A 22,622-nucleotide genomic window follows, 5' to 3' on the forward strand; every position below is an offset into this window, starting at 1 on the left:
TTCAACAGCGAATGTCAAGAGATATTTCATTAATAAATAAGTGAAATCCCTTGTAATTGCCGATTGAAAAAAAATTGAAAGACAATTCGACATTAACGTTTATCCCATACTTTATCTAATCAACGGAAACAGTTTGATCACCGAAACGCTAGATGGTTCTTCCGAATTTCACCAGTTTTAAAAAGTTTAAAGAAGAAATAAAAAAATATTCAAATTTTCACTAAATTGGGACTCAATTATCAAATTATGAAATCATATTTAAACCTTTTGTTCATTTTCTGTTTTACCATTTTTTCAGCTCAAAATAAAGAACTGAATTCTTCAAGTCAAAAAGTGAAGGTTAAAACAGATACTATTTTGAATGTTAATAATGAAAAATCTCAATCATATAATTCAGATTCTGCTTTACTATTAGAAAAGAAAGAAAAAAATCTTACAGATGATAAGAAAATAAAAAGTCCGGATCATAAAAAAGCTTCAGAAACAAAATCTGACACTGAAAAATCTATTGCAGACCAAAATATAAATATCGTTCAGGAAATAAATGCAGTATTAAATTATAAAGTAAACCGAGTTTGGAGAAAGGATCTGTACTGCTTGGTATGCATAAAAAATTCTAATCCGGGAAGGGCTGCGTAAGTCAATTGATAAGAAACAGAATCTCATGATTTCCTGCGGTGATAAAAACCTCAAGTTTAATACAATTATCAAAACAAAACACTCCCATTTCTGAGAGTGTTATATCTAAATTTATTTCAGTTTAAAACTCAAATTCTCCAATCAAAACGCCTTCTTTATCGCCTCGATCTGTTTCTGTTTTATTCTGGAAAACCACAATTTTTCTTTCTTGTTTGCCCGTAGCGTAATTGATGAAAATTTCCGCCATAATCGCCGTGGGACCGGAAACGTTCACTTGATTTTCACCAAAAAAATTGGTTTCAATTTTATACTTTCCTTTGACTGCTTTTTTTAGTAAAAACTGTTCAGGACCGAAACCGCTGGTAAAATCATTACTTAATCTTCCTCCGATTTTTGTTTTGTTATTAGAATACATGCAGCGTTCGCCATTAGAATCTGTCACCCAAAGATCAATATCTGTATTATCTTTGTTCCAATTGATAACAACGCGGATATTCACCGGTAAATCTGCCACAATTTTGGGATTGATTTTCGTGAAATCCAGTTGATTTTTATGATTTGAAATCAACTGATTCATTTCCATTAAAACAACCTCCTCAATACCATCATCTCTGTTTGCTAACTCCTGAGTATAAGATTGGGTGAGCACTTTGTATAAATTATCTAGAGCCGCCTGATACTGCTTATTGTCTTCTAATGCCAATGCGTAATCACGGTAACTTTGCGGGTCGAAAGGTCGCCATTCTAAAACCTTTTGGGTAATCCAAAGTTGCTTATCAAATACTTCTGCCTGCTTCAGTTTGTAAGCGAGTAATTTGTACAATTCTTCATTTTCAATATCAAGATCTGCAATAGAACTTAATACTTTCAATCCCAATTTTTTATCATTATTTTTAAACAACAATTGAGCAATATCAAAATAGTATTGTGGCGTTTCCTGATAGTCTTTTCTATATTTTAAATAGGTTTGATAAATATCTGCAGGTTTTTTTAAAGATTCAAAAAACCTCATGTATTTTGCATCAGATTTTACGTCCACAATTGAAATTTTTCCACCAGCTTTTATTCCCATCACAACAACTTCCTCAATTTTCTTAATGCTTACTGAATCTGATGAAACATTAATTCCTGCAACTTGCCCTTGAAGCGCCTGAACTGTAGGTATACTTCTTTCAGCACTTGATAATGCTCTTGCGGATATTACTTGAGAAGCCTGAACTTCTCTCGTTGCCACTGGCGATGCTGGCGGAGCAGCTTCAACTTTTGGAGCAGCAACTGGCTCGGGAACTACATTTTGAATAATCTCTATTTTTTCTTCCGATATATCATTGACACCATCTGCAGAATTTGCACTATTTGGCTTTGGATAAGATTTTTGTTGGGCACTAAAGTCCGTATTCCACCAAGCTTTAAGATTTTCTGCCATTTCTTCGGCATCAGACATCAAATCCTGCACTCTTTCTTCCCGCTCTTCCCTGTTGTTTTTTACAATTTTGTTGTATTCAGACTGCAGTTCAGCTGGTGGAGGAATTTTGTATCGCACATAATCATTAACGTCTTCCAAAACCATCAGACTCATATTATTGCTTACCAACCCAAACTGTCTGCTGATATTCTTGATTTCGTCCTTGTTTTTTTGCTCAAAAATTTCCAGTTCGTTCAGCTTTTTCTGAGCCCAAAATTTTGAGATTTCCCAATCTTTTACCGATTGTTTTTCTGTATTTAAATGTATTGTTTTGGTTTCTGTCACTTCATTTCCATATCCGAACAGAACTTTTACAGTTGATTGGTTTCCTTTTAAGATCCCCGTCAGCACAAAATCCTGAGCAATGCTTTGTGGTAAAGCAGGATACATTTCCGACAAAGAATCGTTACTCTCAACACCTAAGAACTTCAATTGCTGGTACAATATTTTACGAATCTCTTTTTCGGGATCGTTTTCATTTAAATTTAAAAATTCTCCGCCTGTTTTTGTGCTGATGAATTTCAACTGATTAAAATTCACTTTATTGGATGCGGCAATCGTATAGACAGATATTGTCCAAGGCAGATTCAGATTTCCGAAAGATGACATTCCGTCTGTGAAAAATAAGATTTCATCTTCTTTTATTGGTTTCAATTGACTAAAATCGGTTCCGCCGTCGTAAGTAATTTGGGATAAATAAGTTTTTAATTCAGTCCAATTTCCATCATTAATTTTAAAACTTTTACCTTCATCAAAAGTATTGTTAATGAAATAGATGTTGACCGAAACATTTTTATTGATTTTAAAATATTCATCCAACAAAGCAAATTCTTTCACGTGATTTCTCTTAGAACCACTCAAAGAATTATCCCAAACGATTGCAGTTTTTGCAGATAATTTTTTAGATCTTTCATTAGAATTGATGATAATATTTGCTAAAAAGTAAGAAGAATTATCAGATGCTTTCTGAATCATAACATTTTCGTTCTCATCATTTTGTAGAAAGTTAACTCTTAAATTCTGAGTTGGTTTATAATTGGTTTTATGTGTTTCGGCAATCCAGACATTTCCATTTTTCACAAACTGAAAACTTCCGTCAGGTTTTTCTTCTAATTTTGGAGTCATCTGAGTCTGAAAAACTATTGTTTTCAATGTAAACTCAGGAATAGGATGATCAAAATTCAGCGGCAAAAAGAATTGATAGTGGTCAGCCAATTTTTTTAATTCATAATTGTAAGAAATCTGAACCGTTCTCTCGCCACCATTGGCGTTGATAGGATAAATTCTTGTTCTGAAATTATTACCTTCCACTTTTTCTAAAATTCCGGGGTCTACATTTCTTTTTTGAATGGTTTCAAAAACTTCTTTTGCTTTTTCTTTTTCTACCGGAACTGCATTTCGCAATTTCCCATTGATATCAATTGCATAGCCGCTCACATTTACGCCTTCCGGAAGTGGAAAAGTCAATCTACCTTCCATCAATCGGTTAGAATTATTTCTAAAAACCATCGTCACGATATTGGTTGAAATACTACCCGTAATTTTGGTTTCAATATTCAATTTCTGAAGAACAACCTGATTATTCTTCCCGAAACCACCTTTTCCATCCGGCGTTTCTATCACCGGAATCTGAGCTAAGCAAACCATTGGAAACCATACTAAAAGTAAAAGCCATAAATTTTTCATATCAACTGCGTTTGAAGTTTAACAAATGTAATTATATATATTGATGCAATGATTAGGAGAAAGGTTGGAAATGATGAAAACTCTTTTATCATAAATTATTCAAAAGCTTTAATTTAAAAAAAATATTTAAAACTTTCGAAAGTCTGAGTTAACATACATCATCAAGCAATACCTTTCTGATATAGCCTTTTTTAAGTATTTTTACCTCACAATAGATAAATGATTATAATGAAAAAAATCGTATTTGCAGGAATAGTAGCTTTAGGAGGATTTGCAACAGCAAACGCACAATGTAAAACCGTATCTACCCTTACAGAAAATTTTGATGCATGGAAAGAGATCAACAAATGCTGGACTGCTCAACAAGGAAAAGCAATGCTTTACGCAAGTGATAAAAAAATCGTATTTTATTCGATGACCAATCCCGGAGAAAATATGTATCTGGTGACTCCAAAAATTAAAGCAGGAAAATATACATTGACTCTTGATATTTCAGACAATGGTGGAGAAACTGCATTAGAATTATTCTCAATCAATAATGTTTCTGATGCAAAATCATATGTTTCAATAGCTAAATCTTCAAAAATTGAGGGTGGAAAAAAAGCGTATGACATTTCTCTGAAAAAAGATTCAAACTTGGGACTGAAAGTTTTGCTGAATGGTGTACATCAAGCAGTTTATGTAGATAATTTTTCTTTAAAGCCTGGTAAATAAAACTTTTTAAAATCAGATTAGATTTAAATGGTTCGATATAATCTCCAAAGTCTTTAGATTTTGGAGATTTTTTTTTAAACAAATGAAAGCAAGTTTTAAAATTCTTATGCAGTTTAACTATTTATAAGTTGTGATTTATATTTTCAATCTTTTCTGAATTTTGAAATTGGTAGAAAATTGTATTTCATCTATATTTACAAAAACAAAATCTACAACCTCAACAAATCAGCGTGAATGGATAATTTATTAAGTATTGTGACAATCATCTCGCTGTTCATTTCGTTTTTCCTGGCATTTTTTCTATTGACTGTTAAGACTGAGCACAAAATCAGCAATCGACTTTTCGCCTTTTTCCTCATCATTACTTCTATTGACATTAGCGAACCTTTAATCAGCCAAATAACTGACGGTCCATCGAATCTTGGAATGTTTCGAACTTTGTTGGCTTTTTTACAGATTCCGGCTTTTTATCTGTATGTTTTGTCGGTTTGTTATTCCGATTTTAAGTGGAAACCAAAATATCTTGTTCATTTACTTCCGTTTTTGATTGCGAATCTTGCTTTGGTGCCTCGTTTTTATTCGGTGGATTTGGCTTCGAAGCTTGATTTTATTGTCAACCGTCAGAATATGGTGGAGTTGCAATTCACTCATTGGCTGTTTCATCTTCAGGTTGTGGTTTATTTTACGGCTGTTTTTCTGCTGTTGAGAAAGGCGAAGAAACTTTATCTGGAAAATAATTCGGGAGAAAGTCTTAGTTCTTACCATTGGCTATTTCAGTTCACGAGTGTTTTGACAGTTTTTTATCTGGTTGTCATTCTTAAAAATATTTTCAAATTTTCCGATTATCCATACGTTTCCGATTGGATCAAAATCGGGATCTTGGTATCGCAACTTTTTATCATTTGCTGGTATCTGTACAAAGCGCTGAATAATCCCGGACTTTTCAGAAATATTGATTCGAAATTGAAACTCGTTTCCGACTTGATTTTGGAGGAGAAAAAGATCGAGCCGGAAACATTGAATGAGGATCTTCTAAAGTTGAAAAAATATATGATTGATGAAAGCCATTTTTAAATCCGGCTTTGACGATTCAGGACATTTCTAAAGAAATGAATGTTCCGGTTCGGGAATTATCTGTTTTGATTAATCATCAGCTGGGACAACATTTTTATGATTTTGTGAATACTTACCGGATCGAAAATGCAATGGAAATTCTGAAAGATCCATCAAAATCGAAGGTTACGATTCTTGAAATTCTTTATGAAGTAGGTTTTAATTCAAAATCTTCTTTCAATACGGCCTTTAAAAAACACACGGGAAACACACCAACCGAATACCGCAAATCACTGCAAGACAAATCGTTGTAATTACTCGTACTTCTCGATTTAATCATTCCTACCAATTCTTTTCACGAAATCTGGACGAATACCTTTACTCGGTCGCACAGGATTTCGCACTTCCACATCTTTGTATCGAAATATTGATTAACTCATAAATAACGATACAATGAAAACAATTAAAATCTTCGCAACGCTGTTATTCATCAGCCAAATTTCTTTCGGACAAGACTTTTCCAAAAAAATTGATTCTATCATCCAAGATAATTACACTAAAAATCCGGACGTTGGAATCAGTGTTGGATTCATTCATAACAATAAAGAATTCTACACTTCTTACGGAAAACTGAGTAAGGAAAGCAAGGTGGATATTGATAAAAATTCCATCTTCGAAATTGCTTCTATTACCAAAATCTTAACCGGAAATATGATTGCACAAGCTTCTCTTGAAAATAAATTAAAGCTTGATGATTATATCGATAGTTATCTGCCAAAACAATATGTTCTACAGAAAAACCTTCAGAATAAAATTAAAATTTCAGATTTGGCTTCACATCAATCTGGTTTGCCTGATTACGATTTTGTGAAATTATTGGAAAACAATCCACAACAGCCAATGGATAGCGTTACAGAACAATCATTAGCCAAAATAATTAATGATTGCAAAGATCTGATTGATTATGGAAAATTCCGATATTCTAATACCAGCTTTACTTTACTGGGACAGATTTTGGAAAAAATATATGGCAAAACTTATGATGAAATCATCCGAGAAAAAATATTGATTCCTACAAAAATGAACCGCACATTGACGAAAAATTTCGATGTGAAAAATAAAACAACAGGCTATAATCCAAAAGGTGGCATTCAGGAATTTTTCAACTGGAATGTAACTGCACCAGCTGGACTAATAAAATCCAACGCCTCTGATATGGTGAAATATATGAAAACCCTTTTAGACAAAGGCAATACAATATCCAACGCAGGATTGATAAGCGAAAAAATTTACTTCAAAGATGAGAAACGGGAATTGGGATTGGGATTCAACATCAATACAACTGACGGAGACACCATTTATCTAAAAACCGGAGATTCGTTGGGACAATCCTCCATCATCTGCTACAACAGAGCTAAAAATTGGGGAATCATCATTCTTTTAACCAACAAGATTTCAAAATGAGACAGAATCTGCTGAACGTCATCTATAGAAATATCTTGAAATAAATTTTTATCAAAACCTTAAATAACGATACAATGAAAACAATTTCTTACATCAGTCTTTTTCTATTATTCTTTACAAGCTTTCAGGCTTTTGCTCAGAAAAAAGACTACAGCTTTCTTACCGACAGTTTAAAAATCGATGAACAATTAGAAAAATACAAACTTCCGGGATTCAGCGTAGTTGTTTTTGAAAATTATAAGATTGTTTATTCCAAACAATTCGGTGTAAAATCAGCAAATTCGCCTGAAAAGATTGATGAGAACACTGCTTTTTCCACAGCATCTATCTCAAAACCAATTACGGCACTTCTTTGTTTTATCCTGGAAGAAAAAGGCTTAATTAATCTCAATGAGCCGATTGACAAATCTCTAAAAAGATGGCATTTGCCAAAAAGTAAGTTTACGGAAAACCAAGCTCCAACCTGGAGACAATTTCTGAATCATACTGCAGGAACGTCTCAAGACGGTTTTGAGGACCATTATGAAGGTGAAAAAATTCCTACACTTGAAGAAAGTCTTTTGGGAAAAATCCCGAGATATGAGAAAGAAATCGAATTCCTTTTTGAGCCGGGAACCAATTGGCAATACAGTGGTGGCGGTTACACAATTATCCAAATGGCTTTGGAAGATAAATTCAATACAACGATTGCTGAATTAGCAAAAGAATATATTTTCGCTCCACTTGGTTTAAAACACACATCCATGATTCAGCCAAATGAAAAAGGATTTCTGACGAATATTGCTATGGTTCACGATAAAGACGGAAAAGTAATTAAAACCGGTTTACCCATTACTCCACAAGTTGGTCCGTCAGGATTATGGTCAACTCCGACAGAACTAGCCAAAATTGCTATAGAAATCCAAAATGCTTTGCGCAACAAAAACAATAAAGTCGTTTCCCACAATGTAGCAAAAAAAATGACCGAAGTATCGGCTTTCAAAAATGCTGTTGGCGGATGGAGTTACGGTTGGCAAAAATCCTTTGGTTATAATAATTATGACTGGTTTGCGTGCAACGGCTCAAACACAGGGGTTGGCGGAAACGTGATGGGAACTATGAAAGACGGAAACGGATTTGCCTTTCTTGCCAATGGCGAAAAACCGAATCGCTTTCCCGTGATGGGACAAACACAGAAAACAATTCTGAAATTGATGAACTGGAAAGGAAATTTCCATAACGAAGAAACGCAAGAAATACCTTCAAGCTTAAAAGAAAAGCTCATCGGAACTTACGACGATTTCCTTTACGGACAAAAAATGGAAACCAAAATAGTAGAAAAAAATAATCGTCTATATGTGGAATCTGCGATTCTTCAACACTTTAAAGGGAAAAATGAAAATGAATTGGTGTATTTAAAAAACGGATTATTCAAAATTATCGATTATCCAAATCTACTGAAATTTGAATTTAATGATGGGAAGGTAAATTCTGTGAAATTATCTAGAGGCAGCATGACTAATACAATTAAAATTACTAATAAAGGAAAATAAACCTCATTAAACATATTGAAAATCAATACATTGTAAAATACAATTATACTTATCTAAATTAAAATAAAAAAGCACTTACGACAATGTAAGTGCTTTTTTTAAAGTGGTCCCACCTGGGCTCGAATATTTTTTATTTTTCCCTTTATTTATGGGGTTTATAGCAATGGCATTTACAAAGGGGAAGTATAGGGGAAATTTCTCCAAATATTTTTGTGTTGCAAATTAAAATCTAAACTCTCCAAATACATATTTATCATCTATACCTTGCGAATATTTTGAATTAAAGTCTTTGGCAGCAACATAAGCCAAGCCCATCTGTTCTTTAGATCTTAAGTAAACTTCATATACACTCATTGATGAAATTTTTGGTCCTTGTGAATCAATGATTATGTTATATTCTTTTTCATATTCAGTAAATTGGTCAAAAATAACATTAGAAGTTTTACCTACATCATAAGTATTTATTTCAATTATTTTACAATCAAATCTACTAGCAAATTTGTAAAACGTTAAATCCCGCTCTCCATTCTCAAAAAAATTATCTTTTTGATAAAATATAATAATTTTGGAAGGCTCATAGTAATCTATTAATTGCTCTAATCTAGAATTATCAAAACCAGCAATAACAAATAATGATAATTTTTTATTCAAATCAAATAAACCAGAATGCTTAAACAACAATCTTGGAAATTTATGATTTCTGGTCAGCCAATCATTACAGTAAATCTTTGGTCTAAAATAAATGTAGTTTAAAGTTTCAACCTTTCTTTTTAAAAAGAAAAACAGAGTCCATATAGTTTCCCGTGGAATAGTTGTTATATTAAAAAGATAGTTAGTTTCAGATTTAACAAATAAATATTCTAGAAGATTCCAATTTTTTATTGAATCATTATATTCAAGCTTTACATCAATTATTTCGAAGTTATATTCATTTGATAAGTTAACTATTTCAGCATAATTATTACTCATATTATCCATCGATAAATAATCTTCAAACTGTATTAATATAATACTTTCAAGAACAAAATCCTTTAAAATTGTTTTTAAACCTAATAAGAATCTTTCTTCCCATCCTAATACTGTTACTAAATTATATTTTTTCATTCAAAGTTAAATTCTAATTGTTCAACATTAGTATCATCATCATCTTTGAAAAAAGGTATAGCCTTATTATTGTAAGCTGCTTCGATAAAAGACTTTGCAGGTATTGGAAAATGCGAGTATTGACCATGAGGATCTAGTCCATGCGTTGGTAGCAATAATCTATTTGGCACATATAAGTCCAATTTTGTTCCATCATTTTTATGACTGACAGTTCTCTTATATAGCAATGTACTTCTTAAGCAAAAATCAATTATTTCATTTACTCTGTCGTCATGATCCTTTATTCTTTGTGATATAATAAAATTTAAAGCTCTCGGCTCAGCAATTGATTCTTCTCCAAGCCTTTTCCTTAAATATATCATTAATTGATTAAAGAAATTATTAATATATTTAGATAAATCTGCGGAGCAATCTTCAATTTCAGAATCTATATTTCTTAGTTTATTCCAAAAGTCTAGACTAGACTGTTTAATAATATCGGACTGAGTTGGATCGGGAATAAATTCAACTTTCTCACCCGCCCTATTTGAAACTTCTTTCTCATACATATAAAAAATCGGAGTTAATAGATTTCTTATAACACCAGTAGAAATATCAACAATTGTATCAAAGCCTGAATAATTGGGTAAGTTTGCCTTCGGAATTCTTCTAAATGCAAAAGCTCTACCATTTTTTGCTATAAAATCAGCTATCTGAGTTCCTTTAGGTTCTGGAAACTTTTGTAGTGCAATTTCACGAGCTTTTACTTTGCCTACCTCTAAACTTTCTTTAAAAGATTTATTTATAGGAAAAAAATTATCAACGGTTGTATTTATTCCAGCAATTTTAAGCCTTTTATTAATAACATCTTTTGCAAAATTACTAAACTCTGAATCTTTACTATAAAGCTTTTTTGTAAGGTCTATTTTTATAAAATCATGACCTTCCAGAATTACTCCTCCATTCGCTGTTAAATGAAATGGCTTGATATCTGCGGTTGCAATTTTAAAACTAAAAAGTTTATTATCCCTATATGAGACCCAAGAGTTAATAATTTCCTTATGAATTTGACTTAAGTCTTGTACATCATCAAAAATAAAGAAAAATGAGAATCATTAAGCTTAGGAATTGATTTCAATTGCTCCAATATGGGTACTACTGTATTATTAAATGAAAATGAATAATCAATAAAACTTTCAAAATCATCGTTATTCAATTTTCTTTGACTTTCAATTGATTCTCTTGTTAAGAACAATTTTACTTTTTCAAATACTGTTTTGCCTAATTTTAATTCAGTATTTAGAATAAAGGAAATATAATCTGTTATTTCTTTCTCGATTTCGATATCAATTTCAAGACTCTCATAAGTACTCAAAAAAGTTTCACATATACTTGATAATATATTTATAGTTAAAAAATGCTCTACTGCAATATATTTCTTTGTATCATCTTTATAAAGTAAATATTCTCTTTTTCCTAATAGTGGGTTTTTGCAAGGTATGTGAATTCCAATAATTTTTTGCTTATCAGTAACTTCATCATTTTTCAATTGAATTGGATATGAATAATAGAGTAAAGTAGATGTTTTTCCACTTCCTCTTACTCCAATAAGAATTATATTTCTTGTTGATTCTAAAAATCTGGTATAAGTATTATCTTTTATATAAAATTTTAAGAAATCATCAACACTTATATTATTTGGTCGATCAAAAACAAAAGGGTTTTCCATTCAATATTATTTTATGAGAGTGATTCAATTATTTTATCAATATCGTAGTTCATATCTTTTGCTGTAAATAAACCTTGTAAGTCAAATTCTTCCACAATTTTTTTTTCACCAGGCACGGGATATGTATCTTCAAAAATAATCTGGTTTAATTCAAAATCTAGAGGTAAATTATCTTTAGTAAAATTATAAACTACAGAAACTGATTTAAAGACTTTAAGCAATTCGGAATGATATTTTGTATATATTCGTTCTTCATTTAATTTGTGTATTCTATGAAATGTAAATAACAATAAATCTTTTAATTTAATTTTAGATTCTTCATCCATAGTTAAAGGGATATCAATATTATAAGTTATTGCTATTCGACCTAATTTTTGATCTATAAATATTTCTGTTATTCTAGCATAATGATGATAGATTTTACTATCCTCTTTATATTTTCCTTCATCAATCAAAAAAGAACAAGTTCTTTGTTTACCTTCTGCTAATTCATCTGCAAATCTAAGGATTGAAGCTAACTCTTTTAAGTTTATTTTATCAGAGCCTAAATTATCATCCTTTAAGTCTCTTAATGTATCTTTACTTCCAGATTTAGTTTTTCCAGCATGAGCACTAGCTCCTGTTGTAATGATTCTACGTTCGTTGTGATAGTTGCTCACATTTGCTCTATAAATATTATAAACCTTGGCAATGTTTGTCCTTGATTCGTGCCCTACTCGACCAAAAATATTTCCAACATCATGAAACAAGATCATTAATGACAAACAATAAATTTCTGTAACATTAAATTGACGAAATTGTTCTGCACCAATAATCTTATATGCTCGCTCAAAAACATCTTGAATATGTCTAGCACTATGATCAGAAAGATTAGGCTCTTGCCCTTTAATTTCATCAAAAAAATTATCGTGAAAAAGAGAACTTCTAATACTTATATAATCAGTATATAATTTACATTCTTTACCATTGATTTCTTCAAAGTATTTAAACATCTCCTTCTCAAAAGTTGTTGTATTCCAGCTCATATAGTATACTGCATTAATTTATCAAAAACTGCTTTTGCTAACAATGGAGGAACAGCGTCACCCACTTGTTGTTGTTGCTGATTTATCGGACCAACAAATTCAAAATTATCTGGAAAAGACTGAAGTCTTGCCGCTTCTCTTACAGATAAGCCTCTATTTTGGGTAGGGTGTATCAACATATTCTTTCTATAATTACCTATCACTACTGACGGAATATTGTTTGATAATCTGCGATAAATTCCTCCATGACATCTAGAATGATCTTTATAGTTCATCATCAGTTTATCGGGAATATTCTTCCAATTACCTCCTTGAGGAACATGGCTATACCTATCTATTACCAAATCTGAATTTTTAGAAACATAATTATTTTTAACTTCTTTCAGACCTCCCCTCATTAATCTAGCATAATCCGATGAAGGCTTTCCCGAATAGCTTAATTTATCAGATACTTGCCCATTTTGCAAAATAGGTAAATCAGATAATGCGTCTCCAACCGTAACTGCATTTACTGCCATAGCTAAAGGAAAATCGAAGGCTATACCATGTAATGAACCTACTATAAATATTCTCTCTCTCTTCTGAGGTACACCAAAATCAGAAGAGTTTAAAATTTTGTAGTTTACAGTATATCCTATCTCGTTCAAATCTCTAAATATTTCATTTAAAAAAAACCTTTTTCAAGATTTAAGAGACCTCTTACATTTTCAATAACAATCCAATCTGGTTTGATCAATTTTGTGCATCTAACGAACTCTTTGAAAAGCCAGTTTTTAGGATTGTCCTTCGACTTATTTTTTTGATTCGAATTTGAGTATCCTTGGCATGGCGGACCACCGAAAAGGACTACCTGATCATTATGTCTGTCGAATACAAAGTCTTTTATATTTGATATATCGTCGACAACTACAGTTGTATTAGGATGATTTTTTGCATATGTTTGTGCAGCGTAACGATCTTTCTCTACTGCAATCTTAACATCGATTCCCGCTAATTTTGCTCCTGAAGACATTCCTCCTGGTCCAGAAAAAACCTCTATTCCTATCATGTTTATATAAGTAGTTTAAACTTGCTAATGTATTAAATAATATCCGATATATTACAAGTAATGAGCTACACATAATTGTCTAGAATTTTTTTTAAACAACTTTATATTTTAATCACATTTGCAATTGAATCCATACCTTTGAAATTAAATATTAAGCCTATGTCAATCTAAATTTAATAGGCAGATTATTAGATAAAAACTAATTCCATATGATAGAACCACATCTTATTGAAAGTGTATTATCCGCTCTTTTTGATTCATTACAAAAAAAATAATTGTTAGTCCTGCTGACAGAGCAAAATTTGACTTTATTATAGACGAAGATGGAAAAAAGATTGCAGTTGAGGTTAAAAGACAAAATGTTACAGCGAGAATTTTAAAACATATAGAATCTGCTTTAAAAGAATTCGATGATTTAGATGAATTTTATCTTATCACACCTGACGAGCCAAATAAAGCTACTTCTGCTCTAGCAAAGGATATTTTCTCACGATCCACGGTCAGAATCCATTGGATGAGTATAAATCAATTTATACAAATTCAAAAATTAGGCATTGACTTATCAAAAGATTTTAAATCAACCCTATTAGATCTGCAAATTGCTGCAGTAACATCAAAATTTGAAACATATGGGAAAGATTTTATTGGTAATGATCTTGCAGCTGAACACTTAAAAAAGAATTTTGAAAATGTAAAAGATGGTACAATTGATAAAACAAGTATTCTATACGGTTTTAGAAGACAATTCCCTTATTCTACAATTAAAGAATTAGAAGAAAATGAGTCGAAATTAGATCAAATCCTTAGCTTTGGAAAAAAATACGATGATGCGATAATAGTACTAACGGACATTAAAAGTTTTTCGAGCTTAGTTTCCGTTTCTGATCCTGATGACCTCAATGACTTAATGAGTAAGTATTATATGAATGCTAGAGATCTAGTATTTAAATATGGAGGAATATTAGATAAATTCATTGGAGATGCTGTATTAGCAATCTTTAACTACCCTTTTAAAGATCCAAACTCTTTTTCAAAAGCAACAAAATTTTGTGCAGAATTAATTCTAATGGGAAATAATATTTTAAATGAATTTCAAAGAAAATTAGATCAAAAAATTGAAACTGGCACTCGTGTAGGAATTGCAACTGGAACAATATATCCACTTAACATTAGCACAGAAGAATATGAGGTCACATTCATTGGTGACAAAATAAATTTAGCTGCCAGATTAGAAAAAAATTGTGAAGTAAACGGAATTTTGTTGAGCAATAAATTTTATCATAAACTAGCTGATAGTGACTCAGATTTGATCAATAAAATTCAGTTTGAAGAGATAGTAATTGATCCTAAAGATGCCAAAGGACAGACAGATCCTATATCAGCTTGGAAAATTGAAAATACGACAGTAGTAAAAATAGTCGAATAGAAAAGTAAAACTTTTAAATATTACTGAATTAGCATCTTTAAGATATTAATACAAAGGTTTCAAATTTCAAATGGGTAATAGATTAGAAAATAAATGAGGCAAAGAATAAATAGTATTTACAAACTTTTTAGAATTTGAACAGATGACAACTTTTGACCAGAATGAAAATTTAAAAAAAATATCGGAATTACTAAAGCCTGAAATTTTTAAATCAAACTTGATGTTGATTTCAGTTTTTATAGCATATTTCGAAAACACATGTGATTATATTATAGATCAGCCTAAGACTTTTTTTTCAGATCACTATGATAGCGAAAAAGGATTTGTACCAACTTCAGAATACAAAACAAATGTTTTAGATTTAGATCCCAAGAACCCAATAAATGCAAGTTTATTATGGTTTAAAAATCTAAACGGCATTTCCGCTGACGATATTTTACAATTCGGTATCTTAAGAAGATATAGGAATAAATTGACGCATGAACTACCCAAAATTCTTCTAGATGAAGGATTAGATCAAAATGATTTCAGCCAAAAACTTAGTGGACTTTTTTCCTTGAGAATCAAGATCGAGAGATATTGGTTTTTTAATTTTGAATTAGATTTTATGGATATTGAAAAAGCTTCCGAGCTTACCGATAATAATATAACTACTGGAGGAGAAATGATTTACAGGCTATTCATGGATTTGCTTTCCGAAGATCAAGAAAAGGCAAATTTTTATAGCGAAGAAATAAAAAAGAAGCTTCAAGAAAATAAGACTCAAGAACAATCCTGAGTTATCACTACATCACTAATTGAAATAGTATTGCAATAATCAAATAAATTTCAATAAACGATTTAAGAATAATAACGTCATAACAAAATTAATTGCTATGACGTTTCAAATTCAATAATGATTCACTTGACTAGATGTGCCTAAAAATCTCAATTCTATAAAACCTGATAAGATGTATCAGTTATAAAAGAACATCAAAATTTGCTTTATTAATAAACCTCTCTCGCATTATCTGATTAAAGTCCTACTTTCAATCTAGAAGCATCATAATTTTCAATATACGATCGATTGCCAGCTCACTTGTTTCTTTACTTGCATCTACTTAACAGTTTTATATGTTAGACAAGAGGCTATCAACTTGCATTCCTTATGCTTTTACTTCTATAGTTATTATACTTAAGTTTTATATACTTAATCTAGGTATTATATTACTCTTTATACTTACCGATAGTTAGTGCATCTATCTTTTCATCTAATTTAGCACGAAATTCTTCTTTGAAGCTATACCTGAAATTTCGCTCATAATCATTATAAAAATTTCTGTACTTCCTCTTTAGATATGATTGTTTGCTTTTTTCATAAGAGGTACTAGATTATTAAAAAAAACGTCTGGAGTGATATTTTTTATAGCTTGGAATTTTAACAAATTATCCATTGGTGTTGACTCCTCTCCAACAATTAAATCCACAACCTCTGGAGATATAACATCAATAAAATTTACTTGTTGATATAAGCTTCCTAGAGAACGAAGTAAATAATTCCAATTATCTCTGATCTTAAATAAATGATTAATCTTTCCATCAAAAATACTGTTATAGAAACCACTTACCTTTTCTACTTTAAGCTCAAAGCGTAAAAAATAGTTTTTCTTAGTTACCCTCTCAACAAGTTTTTTCTTATTTTTTGATTTGATGAAGAGTTCATCATTAACTCTCATTTTTTCTATCTTGTCATAAAATGAAACTGAGAAATTAGTCCCAATAAAGCTTACTCCATCCTTCCCATAAATATTTTTATCTGATAATCCACTGAAACTATTAAAACAACTCAAAATACCCCTCATTTTGATGGGTAATCTTAAAGTAAGTCCTAATTCAACTTTCGTCACTCTAGCTTTCCACAATAATTTACTATCTACCTGAAATTCATCACCGTAACGGTTAATCATTTTCTCAAAGATTTATATCCCAAGTCTCCGATTCTTCCAACATCATACCAATCTTTTCTTACATTTCTATGGATGATCAATTTATTCTTTACGTCATAATCTACATTCGGCAATTTTTTGATTTTTTATAAAGTACATATTGGATGTATAAATATTTACTATACTTACTCTCCAATTTGTTCTTTCGATCATCCGCTTCGTCATCAGTAGGATCTTCATCCTGAATATAATTATTTCGATATGTATAAATAATAGTTCCTTCTTTATTGGGTTTATTCTTGAAGAATTTTCTATTTAAAATCTCTTCACTTAAGTCTGCGTTATCAACGACAAATTTTATTCTATCAATCATTTTTTATTTACATAAGAATTTTTCAACATCAATTTTTCTAACAAATACTTTTGAATTACGACCTTTCTGAATTACAGTTAATCCCATTTCTCGGTATCGGTAAAAGGTTTTCTCACTAAATCCGAAATAATCACAGGCTTCTTTGACGGTCAATAATTCTTTAAAATTACACTTTTCATTGATTAGTTTTTTAAGTTCTTTAATTTCTCTTCTTAGTTTTCTGTTTCTTTGATAATGTATAATACTAATTTCTTGTTCATTGCTTTAATTTATTTGTTTAACAATATTTATTTTAATTAACTATAGTGACATTAAAAGTGTTGACTATTACATGGAGTAATATGATACCTAAAATGGAAAGCATTGATTTTCAGCTTTAAAAATTTCAAACAAAAAAAGCGATCAGAAGATCGCTTTGTCATACTATACCTAAATCAGGTATTACTTGTTTTTTATAAATTTATAAATCTCAATTGTTAGTTCTTCAATGTGTGGATTACTTTTTAATACTTCCCAAGAAAACTCTTCTTTAGCAAAAGCTTCTGCTAATGCTCTTTTATTTTCCAAAGTTCCGAAACTACCATCATTATTATTTTTGTATTCTGATTTATTCAAAATGTACTTATGATCAATTTCTCCCAAATCGTTTCTTAAGGCATTTAAAAAATCTCCAATATAACGATCATTAAATGTTTGACTATCGATCTTATTTAATGACATTCGAATTTTCTCTGTGATTTCAGGTTTTTTAGTAGTTAGCAAAGTTTTATGACATAATCCTAATAATAATTTTTCCCAAACAACATTAGTTAATAAATTTTCAACCTCTCGGTGTGATCTAATAATTTTGGGAATAAAATTTTTAGATCTTGCAGCTTCTATTTTTGAAAGTCTTATACCTTTTGCAGAATCAGCAACACTATTATCGCTATCTGCTAATAAAAAATTCTATTTGATAAAGACATAGCTTTAATATCATTTAAAATTTCATCTTCTGCATTCTCTTCAATGCCATCATCAAAAGATAATGATCCAAATTGCTACCTGCATATTCAAAAAAGCAAAGTCAATATCCTCTTTTGGATAATTCTCACCTATAAAAAAACAATATGATTTTAAAAATGCACGGATGTATAGCCTATCTGAAATACCTTCTACCCAAATACTACAATTAGCCATAAATACAGAAGAATTGTTTACTCCTATACTCTTTAAAACTTCATTATCCCCAGCATTTACATTTTTTATTATAAGTTTTTTTTCACCTTCTTCATCTAAATCAGCATAAAATGAATAAATAGAAATATTCTCTTCTTCTAAAGTTAGATCCAAAAAATGATTTGAATGAGTTGAAATAAAATAAGTGATATTTTTATCTATTAGATACTGATTAGATGTTATTTGCTCTAAGAACAACCTTTGCATACCAGGATGAAGGTTAATCTCAGGTTCGTCAATAAATATGTGACTATCATTATCAGCCATAAAAATCTTATACATGAGAAGAATTAATGCTTGAACACCGTCTCCTAAATGATACAAATTGCGTGAATGTTTTTCTCCTTCAATGTGTATGCTAATAATTTCACTTGTATTATCACCTTTTTTATTTGCTCCTTTATTAAACTCTGCAATGATTTCAATGGCTTTTCCGTCAAAAAAATATTGACTTATAAATTTTTCAAAAGTCTCAAATCGGCTTCTTTTTTCTTTCTTCGAATTTCTTGCATCTAAGATTTCATTATAAAGATGAACCCCAGTAAATATATCTATGTCCTCGTATAACTCATAATTCTTTCTTACTGTATCTACAAAAATATCATCCTCTATCTTATTGTATATATATTCTGAAATATTTCCCGAAGAATCAGTTTTCTGATCAATTTGTTTATACAAAGAATGAGCGGTTCTTAAAGTAGGTAAATAAATAAATTTAGGACTTTTAAACTCCTTTGCGATTGTATGACCTTGGAATTCATCTAGGTGACCACTTGTAGCAATAGCATTAAAATCACGTTGAATACTCATCGTCTTTTTAATGGTCTATGAGGACTAGGTCTATATTCTTTAGCAAACTCTATTATCCTCTTATTCGCATAATCAAAAGTTCGCTCATCTAAAACTAATAGAGAATCTAAGACCATTAAGCTTCTCATGAATTTGCTTTTACCACTATTATTAGTACCTATAAAAATATTAATTTTATTAATGTTTGGTAAATACTCCAAAGATTTTATAATACCTTCTTCTTCGAGATAGTACTCATCATATTTATCTAATATTAACGAATGTTTAAATTTCATGACAATTGATTATTATTTTTATCAACCAATTTACTTATAATATTTAATTTTCTCAACCCTCATAAAACCTTCCAAATCTCTAAAAGTAATTTTATCTAAATATTCAATATAATTTTCAATTAATCCCGCCCCTCCAAAAGCTTCTTTATATTTTTTTAATTTTGGATCAATCTTTTTTCCGTCAACATCGGAATAATATTCGTTTACTCTTTCTAGCTTATCCGTTTTACTATTTAATAAATATTCAACTTTATAACGGATAATATCACTGTCCTCACCGTAGAAAGTGCTTACAGATTTTTCAGCGCCAATCAATCTTCCGTTTTCATTGAAATAATATTCGTAAAAATAAAATGAATCACCACTTTGGCTAATTGGCTCTTTTCTGATAAAAACTATTTTACTATTAATTTTTAAAAATGAATAAACATCAGATACTTCAAAGTTAAATTCTGTAAGAATATCATTTGATTTTATGCGAAATATTTTTCCATTTTCGCTTTTCCTTGCATAAGTTTCTACCTTTGTAGAATCTTTTTTGTAAGTATAATCCACAAATTTTTGTAATTCTTTAACTTCATCTTTGTAACCAGCAGTTTTATTCTGTGAACATGCAAAACTGAAAATTGAAATCAAGATAAGGAATAATATTCTTCTCATAATCAAATTTTAATTGAATCTTCTTGAGGTTCAGAAAGTTTATTTTTTTCATTGGAGTTTTGATAGCTATTGCCTGAATTACCCCCATCAAATTCCCTTTCGTCGATCTCACTATCACCATTATATTTTTCTGGTTCAATTACATCGTAATTTGTATTTCGTATATCTACGCTATTATTTTTTTTCGGTGATCAAATATATTTTTCTCTTGTAAACCATTATTATCATAAGAAATTTTGGTTAAACCTAAAAAACCATAAGCGGTGAGTAAATTCTCTTTTGAATTTTCATCTTTAAAAGTTAGCTTCCTAACTAAAACAAGATCTTCCTCGTAAATACCTACATTCTTATATCCGTTCTGAGACAAGAAAAATGTAATAAAAGTCTCAGAATATTTCTCGTTCAGCTCTTCACCAATAAAGAAATTTTTCATTATTTTAATAAGCTGAGGTTGATGAAGCATCACATCATCAACAATTTTATTTTGCATTTGATTTCGATCAGGTTTAAAATAGAATGCTGAAATACTAAACAAGATAATTAAACCAACGATAATAAAAAAAGAATAACTTTCTCCTGATTGCGTTTTTTGAGTTATGTAATGATCGTTTACACTCTTTTTAGATACAATTTGATCTAAGTTTTGATTCTCCTGAGCAGGAAACATAATTGAAATATCTCTTAATATTTCCAATGCAAGATCATTATTATAATCTTCTATGAGCTTCGGAATTCTGAAGAGATCAATTATTGCCCAAATAAATAATCCTCCTGCGGTTAGTAAAAATAATATAAGCCATCCTAATTTTTTAAGATAAGCGTAATACCAACCGCCCAAAATCCAAAGTAAATAAGCTACTCCTAGTGATTTTTTGCGTCTTTCAAATTCTCCAATAAAAATACGTTGTTGTTCAGAATTTAGATCTCGATATTTTTTCTGAACCATATAAGAAAAGTTCCCCATGATTAATTTTTTGACTGTAAAAGTTCCATACAGTCGCTTAAATTCATAGAAAAAGCGTGGAACTGAAGCCAATCCGTTACTGAGGTACTAGGATACCTGACAACCAGAAAGACTTAGCCCACGCCTAGCGTGAGCGTAAATCGATCGGATTTGGTTGTCTTGAAGATTCCTAGTTTTCAGTAACCAATACGATAGCTTACGCTTTTGTATTAAAATTATATTTTATTCTTTTACGAAATTACGATTTTTTACCATAATTAAAGTCTTTTACTGCATTCTGAAGTAAAGAAAAATTAGAATTTGTATAAACTAATGTACTTGCAATCTTTTTGTGCCCTAACAATTTACTTACTATAGATAAAGGAATATTAAACTTATATACTAAGCTGCTTGCGAAAGTATGCCTTGCAAGATGAAAATGTACTCTTTTATTAATCTTTGCCAAAGTTGCTAAGTCTTTCAATTTATTATTAACAGTCTGGTTAGTAATGAAAGGAAAAATTTTTTCATCTTTTTTCTTTCCTACCATATAACCGCTCAAAATCGCTCTAGCTTCTGAGGTGAACGGAATTTTTATATCATCATCAGTTTTTTGTTGCGTAAAAGAAAGGACAGAAGTTTGAAGATCTACGTTTTTAACTAATAAATTTTCACAATCACTAAACCTCAATCCAGTATAACAAGCGAAAAGAAACATATCCTTTGTTAATTGATATTTTTTGCTTTGATCTACATCTAGTTTAAAATTTCTCAAACTTACTACTTCCGCCTCATCTAAAAAATCTTCATTCTCTTTGGGACCTTGAAATTTAAAATTATTGTAAGGAGAAAATTTAATCATTTCCTTTAGATAAATTTCTTGGATAATAGCTTTAAGGCACTTATGCATATTATAGATTGCACCGCCTTCCTTTAGATTTAACTTTCTCAAGTATAAATCGAACCCTTTCACGAAACTATAATTAATATCTGACGTGCATATATTTGATTTATAACTTTTAAGTCTCCTTCTTAAAAGTGAGTACTTATACAAAGTAGCTTCTTTAAGCCCTTTTCCGATAACAATTTCATCGAATAGCTGGTAGAAATCATTATCTTTTTTTCCCTTCAAAAATCTATCAATTAAATCAAATGTAACAGAAACTCCACCAGCTTCTTTCAAACTACAGAAAGTTTGTAAATCAGATTTAATTTTATCAAGCTTAACATTCAATAGTTTAAATCCTTTTCCAATTGCCTTTGAATTTTTATCATCCCAATGATTTGGGTCGATTGATTCTTTTAAGCTTATTTTTTTTGAGCGAGAATTAATTATCACTTGTAAAATTAAAGGGTTCTCTCCTTTCACATTTCTCTTATCAGTTCTTCTGACAATCTTTATTGAACATTTATTCATTGTATAACAATTTTAGGTTATACTTTCAATAACTATAGTAGTGATTTAGAAAGAGAAAAATCAGCTAATTTAAGAATAACTTTCTGAATAAAAAAAATTAATTACCTGATTACCAGTAATTTAAATAAATTATTTAT

24 protein-coding genes are annotated in these 22,622 nt (G+C 30.3%); 8 read left to right on the forward strand and 16 right to left on the reverse strand.

Features of this window, described 5'->3' with window-relative positions:
* Positions 1-246 precede the first annotated feature (246 nt).
* The gene (locus tag EAG08_RS06835) at positions 247-639 is read left to right on the forward strand and encodes a hypothetical protein (protein WP_129534802.1); all 393 of its coding nucleotides are present in this window, start codon (positions 247-249) and stop codon (positions 637-639) included.
* 121 nt (positions 640-760) lie between these two features.
* Here EAG08_RS06835 and EAG08_RS06840 read toward each other — a convergent pair whose 3' ends face one another.
* A complete protein-coding gene (locus EAG08_RS06840) occupies positions 761-3,790 on the reverse strand; it encodes a VIT domain-containing protein (RefSeq protein WP_129534803.1) in 3,030 nt (1,009 codons plus the stop codon).
* A gap of 228 nt (positions 3,791-4,018) precedes the next feature.
* Between EAG08_RS06840 and EAG08_RS06845 the strand changes: the two genes are divergently transcribed.
* From EAG08_RS06845 to EAG08_RS06860, 5 genes are all read left to right on the forward strand, one after another.
* Complete coding sequence (locus EAG08_RS06845) at positions 4,019-4,504, forward strand: hypothetical protein (RefSeq protein ID WP_129534804.1); 486 nt, start codon at positions 4,019-4,021, stop codon at positions 4,502-4,504.
* Positions 4,505-4,738: 234 nt separating this feature from the next.
* On the forward strand, positions 4,739-5,578 hold the full coding sequence (locus EAG08_RS06850; RefSeq protein ID WP_228446805.1) for an AraC family transcriptional regulator: 840 nt from the start codon (positions 4,739-4,741) through the stop codon (positions 5,576-5,578).
* A gap of 8 nt (positions 5,579-5,586) precedes the next feature.
* A complete protein-coding gene (locus EAG08_RS21930) occupies positions 5,587-5,871 on the forward strand; it encodes a helix-turn-helix domain-containing protein (protein WP_228446806.1) in 285 nt (94 codons plus the stop codon).
* Positions 5,872-6,010: 139 nt separating this feature from the next.
* Positions 6,011-7,021: a serine hydrolase domain-containing protein gene (locus tag EAG08_RS06855; protein WP_228446807.1), complete on the forward strand. Its 1,011-nt coding sequence runs from the start codon at positions 6,011-6,013 to the stop codon at positions 7,019-7,021.
* Between the two features lie 74 nt (positions 7,022-7,095).
* On the forward strand, positions 7,096-8,553 hold the full coding sequence (locus EAG08_RS06860) for a serine hydrolase domain-containing protein (protein WP_129534805.1): 1,458 nt from the start codon (positions 7,096-7,098) through the stop codon (positions 8,551-8,553).
* 222 nt (positions 8,554-8,775) lie between these two features.
* Here EAG08_RS06860 and EAG08_RS06865 read toward each other — a convergent pair whose 3' ends face one another.
* The 6 genes from EAG08_RS06865 to EAG08_RS22615 all read right to left on the reverse strand — a co-directional run bounded on the left by EAG08_RS06865 (position 8,776) and on the right by EAG08_RS22615 (position 13,438).
* On the reverse strand, positions 8,776-9,657 hold the full coding sequence (locus EAG08_RS06865) for a hypothetical protein (RefSeq protein WP_129534806.1): 882 nt from the start codon (positions 9,655-9,657) through the stop codon (positions 8,776-8,778).
* Positions 9,654-10,205, reverse strand: a complete 552-nt coding sequence (locus EAG08_RS06870) for a hypothetical protein (protein WP_129534807.1) — start codon at positions 10,203-10,205, stop codon at positions 9,654-9,656. The genes EAG08_RS06865 and EAG08_RS06870 overlap by 4 nt, the downstream gene beginning before the upstream one ends.
* A 503-nt stretch (positions 10,206-10,708) precedes the next feature.
* Positions 10,709-11,365, reverse strand: a complete 657-nt coding sequence (locus EAG08_RS06875; RefSeq protein WP_129534808.1) for a hypothetical protein — start codon at positions 11,363-11,365, stop codon at positions 10,709-10,711.
* 11 nt (positions 11,366-11,376) lie between these two features.
* Positions 11,377-12,390 carry a hypothetical protein gene (locus EAG08_RS06880; protein WP_129534809.1) on the reverse strand — a complete coding sequence of 338 codons (1,014 nt, stop codon included), beginning with the start codon at positions 12,388-12,390 and terminating at the stop codon, positions 11,377-11,379.
* A complete protein-coding gene (locus EAG08_RS22610) occupies positions 12,387-13,037 on the reverse strand; it encodes a DNA cytosine methyltransferase (RefSeq protein ID WP_262696813.1) in 651 nt (216 codons plus the stop codon). The genes EAG08_RS06880 and EAG08_RS22610 overlap by 4 nt, the downstream gene beginning before the upstream one ends.
* 17 nt (positions 13,038-13,054) lie before the next feature.
* On the reverse strand, positions 13,055-13,438 hold the full coding sequence (locus EAG08_RS22615) for a DNA cytosine methyltransferase (protein ID WP_262696814.1): 384 nt from the start codon (positions 13,436-13,438) through the stop codon (positions 13,055-13,057).
* 514 nt (positions 13,439-13,952) lie between these two features.
* Between EAG08_RS22615 and EAG08_RS06890 the strand changes: the two genes are divergently transcribed.
* On the forward strand, positions 13,953-14,864 hold the full coding sequence (locus EAG08_RS06890) for an adenylate/guanylate cyclase domain-containing protein (protein ID WP_129534810.1): 912 nt from the start codon (positions 13,953-13,955) through the stop codon (positions 14,862-14,864).
* Between the two features lie 142 nt (positions 14,865-15,006).
* Entirely contained in the window at positions 15,007-15,642 is a 636-nt protein-coding gene (locus EAG08_RS06895) for a hypothetical protein (protein ID WP_129534811.1), read from the forward strand.
* 553 nt (positions 15,643-16,195) lie between these two features.
* Here the strand turns inward: EAG08_RS06895 and EAG08_RS06900 are convergent.
* From EAG08_RS06900 to EAG08_RS06940, 9 genes are all read right to left on the reverse strand, one after another.
* A complete protein-coding gene (locus EAG08_RS06900; protein WP_129534812.1) occupies positions 16,196-16,810 on the reverse strand; it encodes a hypothetical protein in 615 nt (204 codons plus the stop codon).
* 100 nt (positions 16,811-16,910) lie between these two features.
* On the reverse strand, positions 16,911-17,162 hold the full coding sequence (locus EAG08_RS06905; RefSeq protein ID WP_129534813.1) for a hypothetical protein: 252 nt from the start codon (positions 17,160-17,162) through the stop codon (positions 16,911-16,913).
* Between the two features lie 3 nt (positions 17,163-17,165).
* The gene (locus EAG08_RS23115; RefSeq protein ID WP_164998537.1) at positions 17,166-17,315 is read right to left on the reverse strand and encodes a helix-turn-helix domain-containing protein; all 150 of its coding nucleotides are present in this window, start codon (positions 17,313-17,315) and stop codon (positions 17,166-17,168) included.
* A gap of 288 nt (positions 17,316-17,603) precedes the next feature.
* Positions 17,604-17,924 (reverse strand): hypothetical protein, encoded by a 321-nt coding sequence (locus tag EAG08_RS06915; protein WP_129534814.1) that lies wholly within the window; start codon positions 17,922-17,924, stop codon positions 17,604-17,606.
* Between the two features lie 255 nt (positions 17,925-18,179).
* On the reverse strand, positions 18,180-19,190 hold the full coding sequence (locus tag EAG08_RS06920) for an ATP-dependent nuclease (RefSeq protein ID WP_129534815.1): 1,011 nt from the start codon (positions 19,188-19,190) through the stop codon (positions 18,180-18,182).
* Positions 19,187-19,465 (reverse strand): hypothetical protein, encoded by a 279-nt coding sequence (locus EAG08_RS06925; protein WP_129534816.1) that lies wholly within the window; start codon positions 19,463-19,465, stop codon positions 19,187-19,189. Before EAG08_RS06925 ends, EAG08_RS06920 begins: the two co-directional genes overlap by 4 nt.
* Positions 19,466-19,495: 30 nt before the next feature.
* The gene (locus tag EAG08_RS06930) at positions 19,496-20,125 is read right to left on the reverse strand and encodes a hypothetical protein (protein WP_129534817.1); all 630 of its coding nucleotides are present in this window, start codon (positions 20,123-20,125) and stop codon (positions 19,496-19,498) included.
* 166 nt (positions 20,126-20,291) lie between these two features.
* Positions 20,292-21,071, reverse strand: a complete 780-nt coding sequence (locus tag EAG08_RS21510; protein WP_185145186.1) for a TM2 domain-containing protein — start codon at positions 21,069-21,071, stop codon at positions 20,292-20,294.
* A 256-nt stretch (positions 21,072-21,327) separates the two neighbouring features.
* Positions 21,328-22,485 (reverse strand): site-specific integrase, encoded by a 1,158-nt coding sequence (locus EAG08_RS06940; RefSeq protein ID WP_129534818.1) that lies wholly within the window; start codon positions 22,483-22,485, stop codon positions 21,328-21,330.
* Positions 22,486-22,622: the final 137 nt, after the last annotated feature.

It is taken from the genome of Chryseobacterium sp. 3008163 (genome assembly GCF_003669035.1).
Taxonomy (GTDB): domain Bacteria; phylum Bacteroidota; class Bacteroidia; order Flavobacteriales; family Weeksellaceae; genus Chryseobacterium.

Coding starts and splice junctions, on each gene's coding strand:
- EAG08_RS06930 (WP_129534817.1), bottom strand. CDS start 20,125: ATGAGAAGAATATTATTCCTTATCTTGATTTCAATTTTCAGTTTTGCA.
- EAG08_RS06900 (WP_129534812.1), bottom strand. CDS start 16,810: ATGATTAACCGTTACGGTGATGAATTTCAGGTAGATAGTAAATTATTG.
- EAG08_RS06860 (WP_129534805.1), top strand. CDS start 7,096: ATGAAAACAATTTCTTACATCAGTCTTTTTCTATTATTCTTTACAAGC.
- EAG08_RS06855 (WP_228446807.1), top strand. CDS start 6,011: ATGAAAACAATTAAAATCTTCGCAACGCTGTTATTCATCAGCCAAATT.
- EAG08_RS06880 (WP_129534809.1), bottom strand. CDS start 12,390: ATGAGCTGGAATACAACAACTTTTGAGAAGGAGATGTTTAAATACTTT.
- EAG08_RS06905 (WP_129534813.1), bottom strand. CDS start 17,162: ATGATTGATAGAATAAAATTTGTCGTTGATAACGCAGACTTAAGTGAA.
- EAG08_RS21510 (WP_185145186.1), bottom strand. CDS start 21,071: ATGGTTCAGAAAAAATATCGAGATCTAAATTCTGAACAACAACGTATT.
- EAG08_RS06845 (WP_129534804.1), top strand. CDS start 4,019: ATGAAAAAAATCGTATTTGCAGGAATAGTAGCTTTAGGAGGATTTGCA.
- EAG08_RS06865 (WP_129534806.1), bottom strand. CDS start 9,657: ATGAAAAAATATAATTTAGTAACAGTATTAGGATGGGAAGAAAGATTC.
- EAG08_RS06940 (WP_129534818.1), bottom strand. CDS start 22,485: ATGAATAAATGTTCAATAAAGATTGTCAGAAGAACTGATAAGAGAAAT.
- EAG08_RS06925 (WP_129534816.1), bottom strand. CDS start 19,465: ATGAAATTTAAACATTCGTTAATATTAGATAAATATGATGAGTACTAT.
- EAG08_RS06840 (WP_129534803.1), bottom strand. CDS start 3,790: ATGAAAAATTTATGGCTTTTACTTTTAGTATGGTTTCCAATGGTTTGC.
- EAG08_RS06875 (WP_129534808.1), bottom strand. CDS start 11,365: ATGGAAAACCCTTTTGTTTTTGATCGACCAAATAATATAAGTGTTGAT.
- EAG08_RS06870 (WP_129534807.1), bottom strand. CDS start 10,205: ATGTATGAGAAAGAAGTTTCAAATAGGGCGGGTGAGAAAGTTGAATTT.
- EAG08_RS06920 (WP_129534815.1), bottom strand. CDS start 19,190: ATGAGTATTCAACGTGATTTTAATGCTATTGCTACAAGTGGTCACCTA.
- EAG08_RS22615 (WP_262696814.1), bottom strand. CDS start 13,438: ATGATAGGAATAGAGGTTTTTTCTGGACCAGGAGGAATGTCTTCAGGA.
- EAG08_RS06895 (WP_129534811.1), top strand. CDS start 15,007: ATGACAACTTTTGACCAGAATGAAAATTTAAAAAAAATATCGGAATTA.
- EAG08_RS06835 (WP_129534802.1), top strand. CDS start 247: ATGAAATCATATTTAAACCTTTTGTTCATTTTCTGTTTTACCATTTTT.
- EAG08_RS06850 (WP_228446805.1), top strand. CDS start 4,739: ATGGATAATTTATTAAGTATTGTGACAATCATCTCGCTGTTCATTTCG.
- EAG08_RS06890 (WP_129534810.1), top strand. CDS start 13,953: ATGAGTATAAATCAATTTATACAAATTCAAAAATTAGGCATTGACTTA.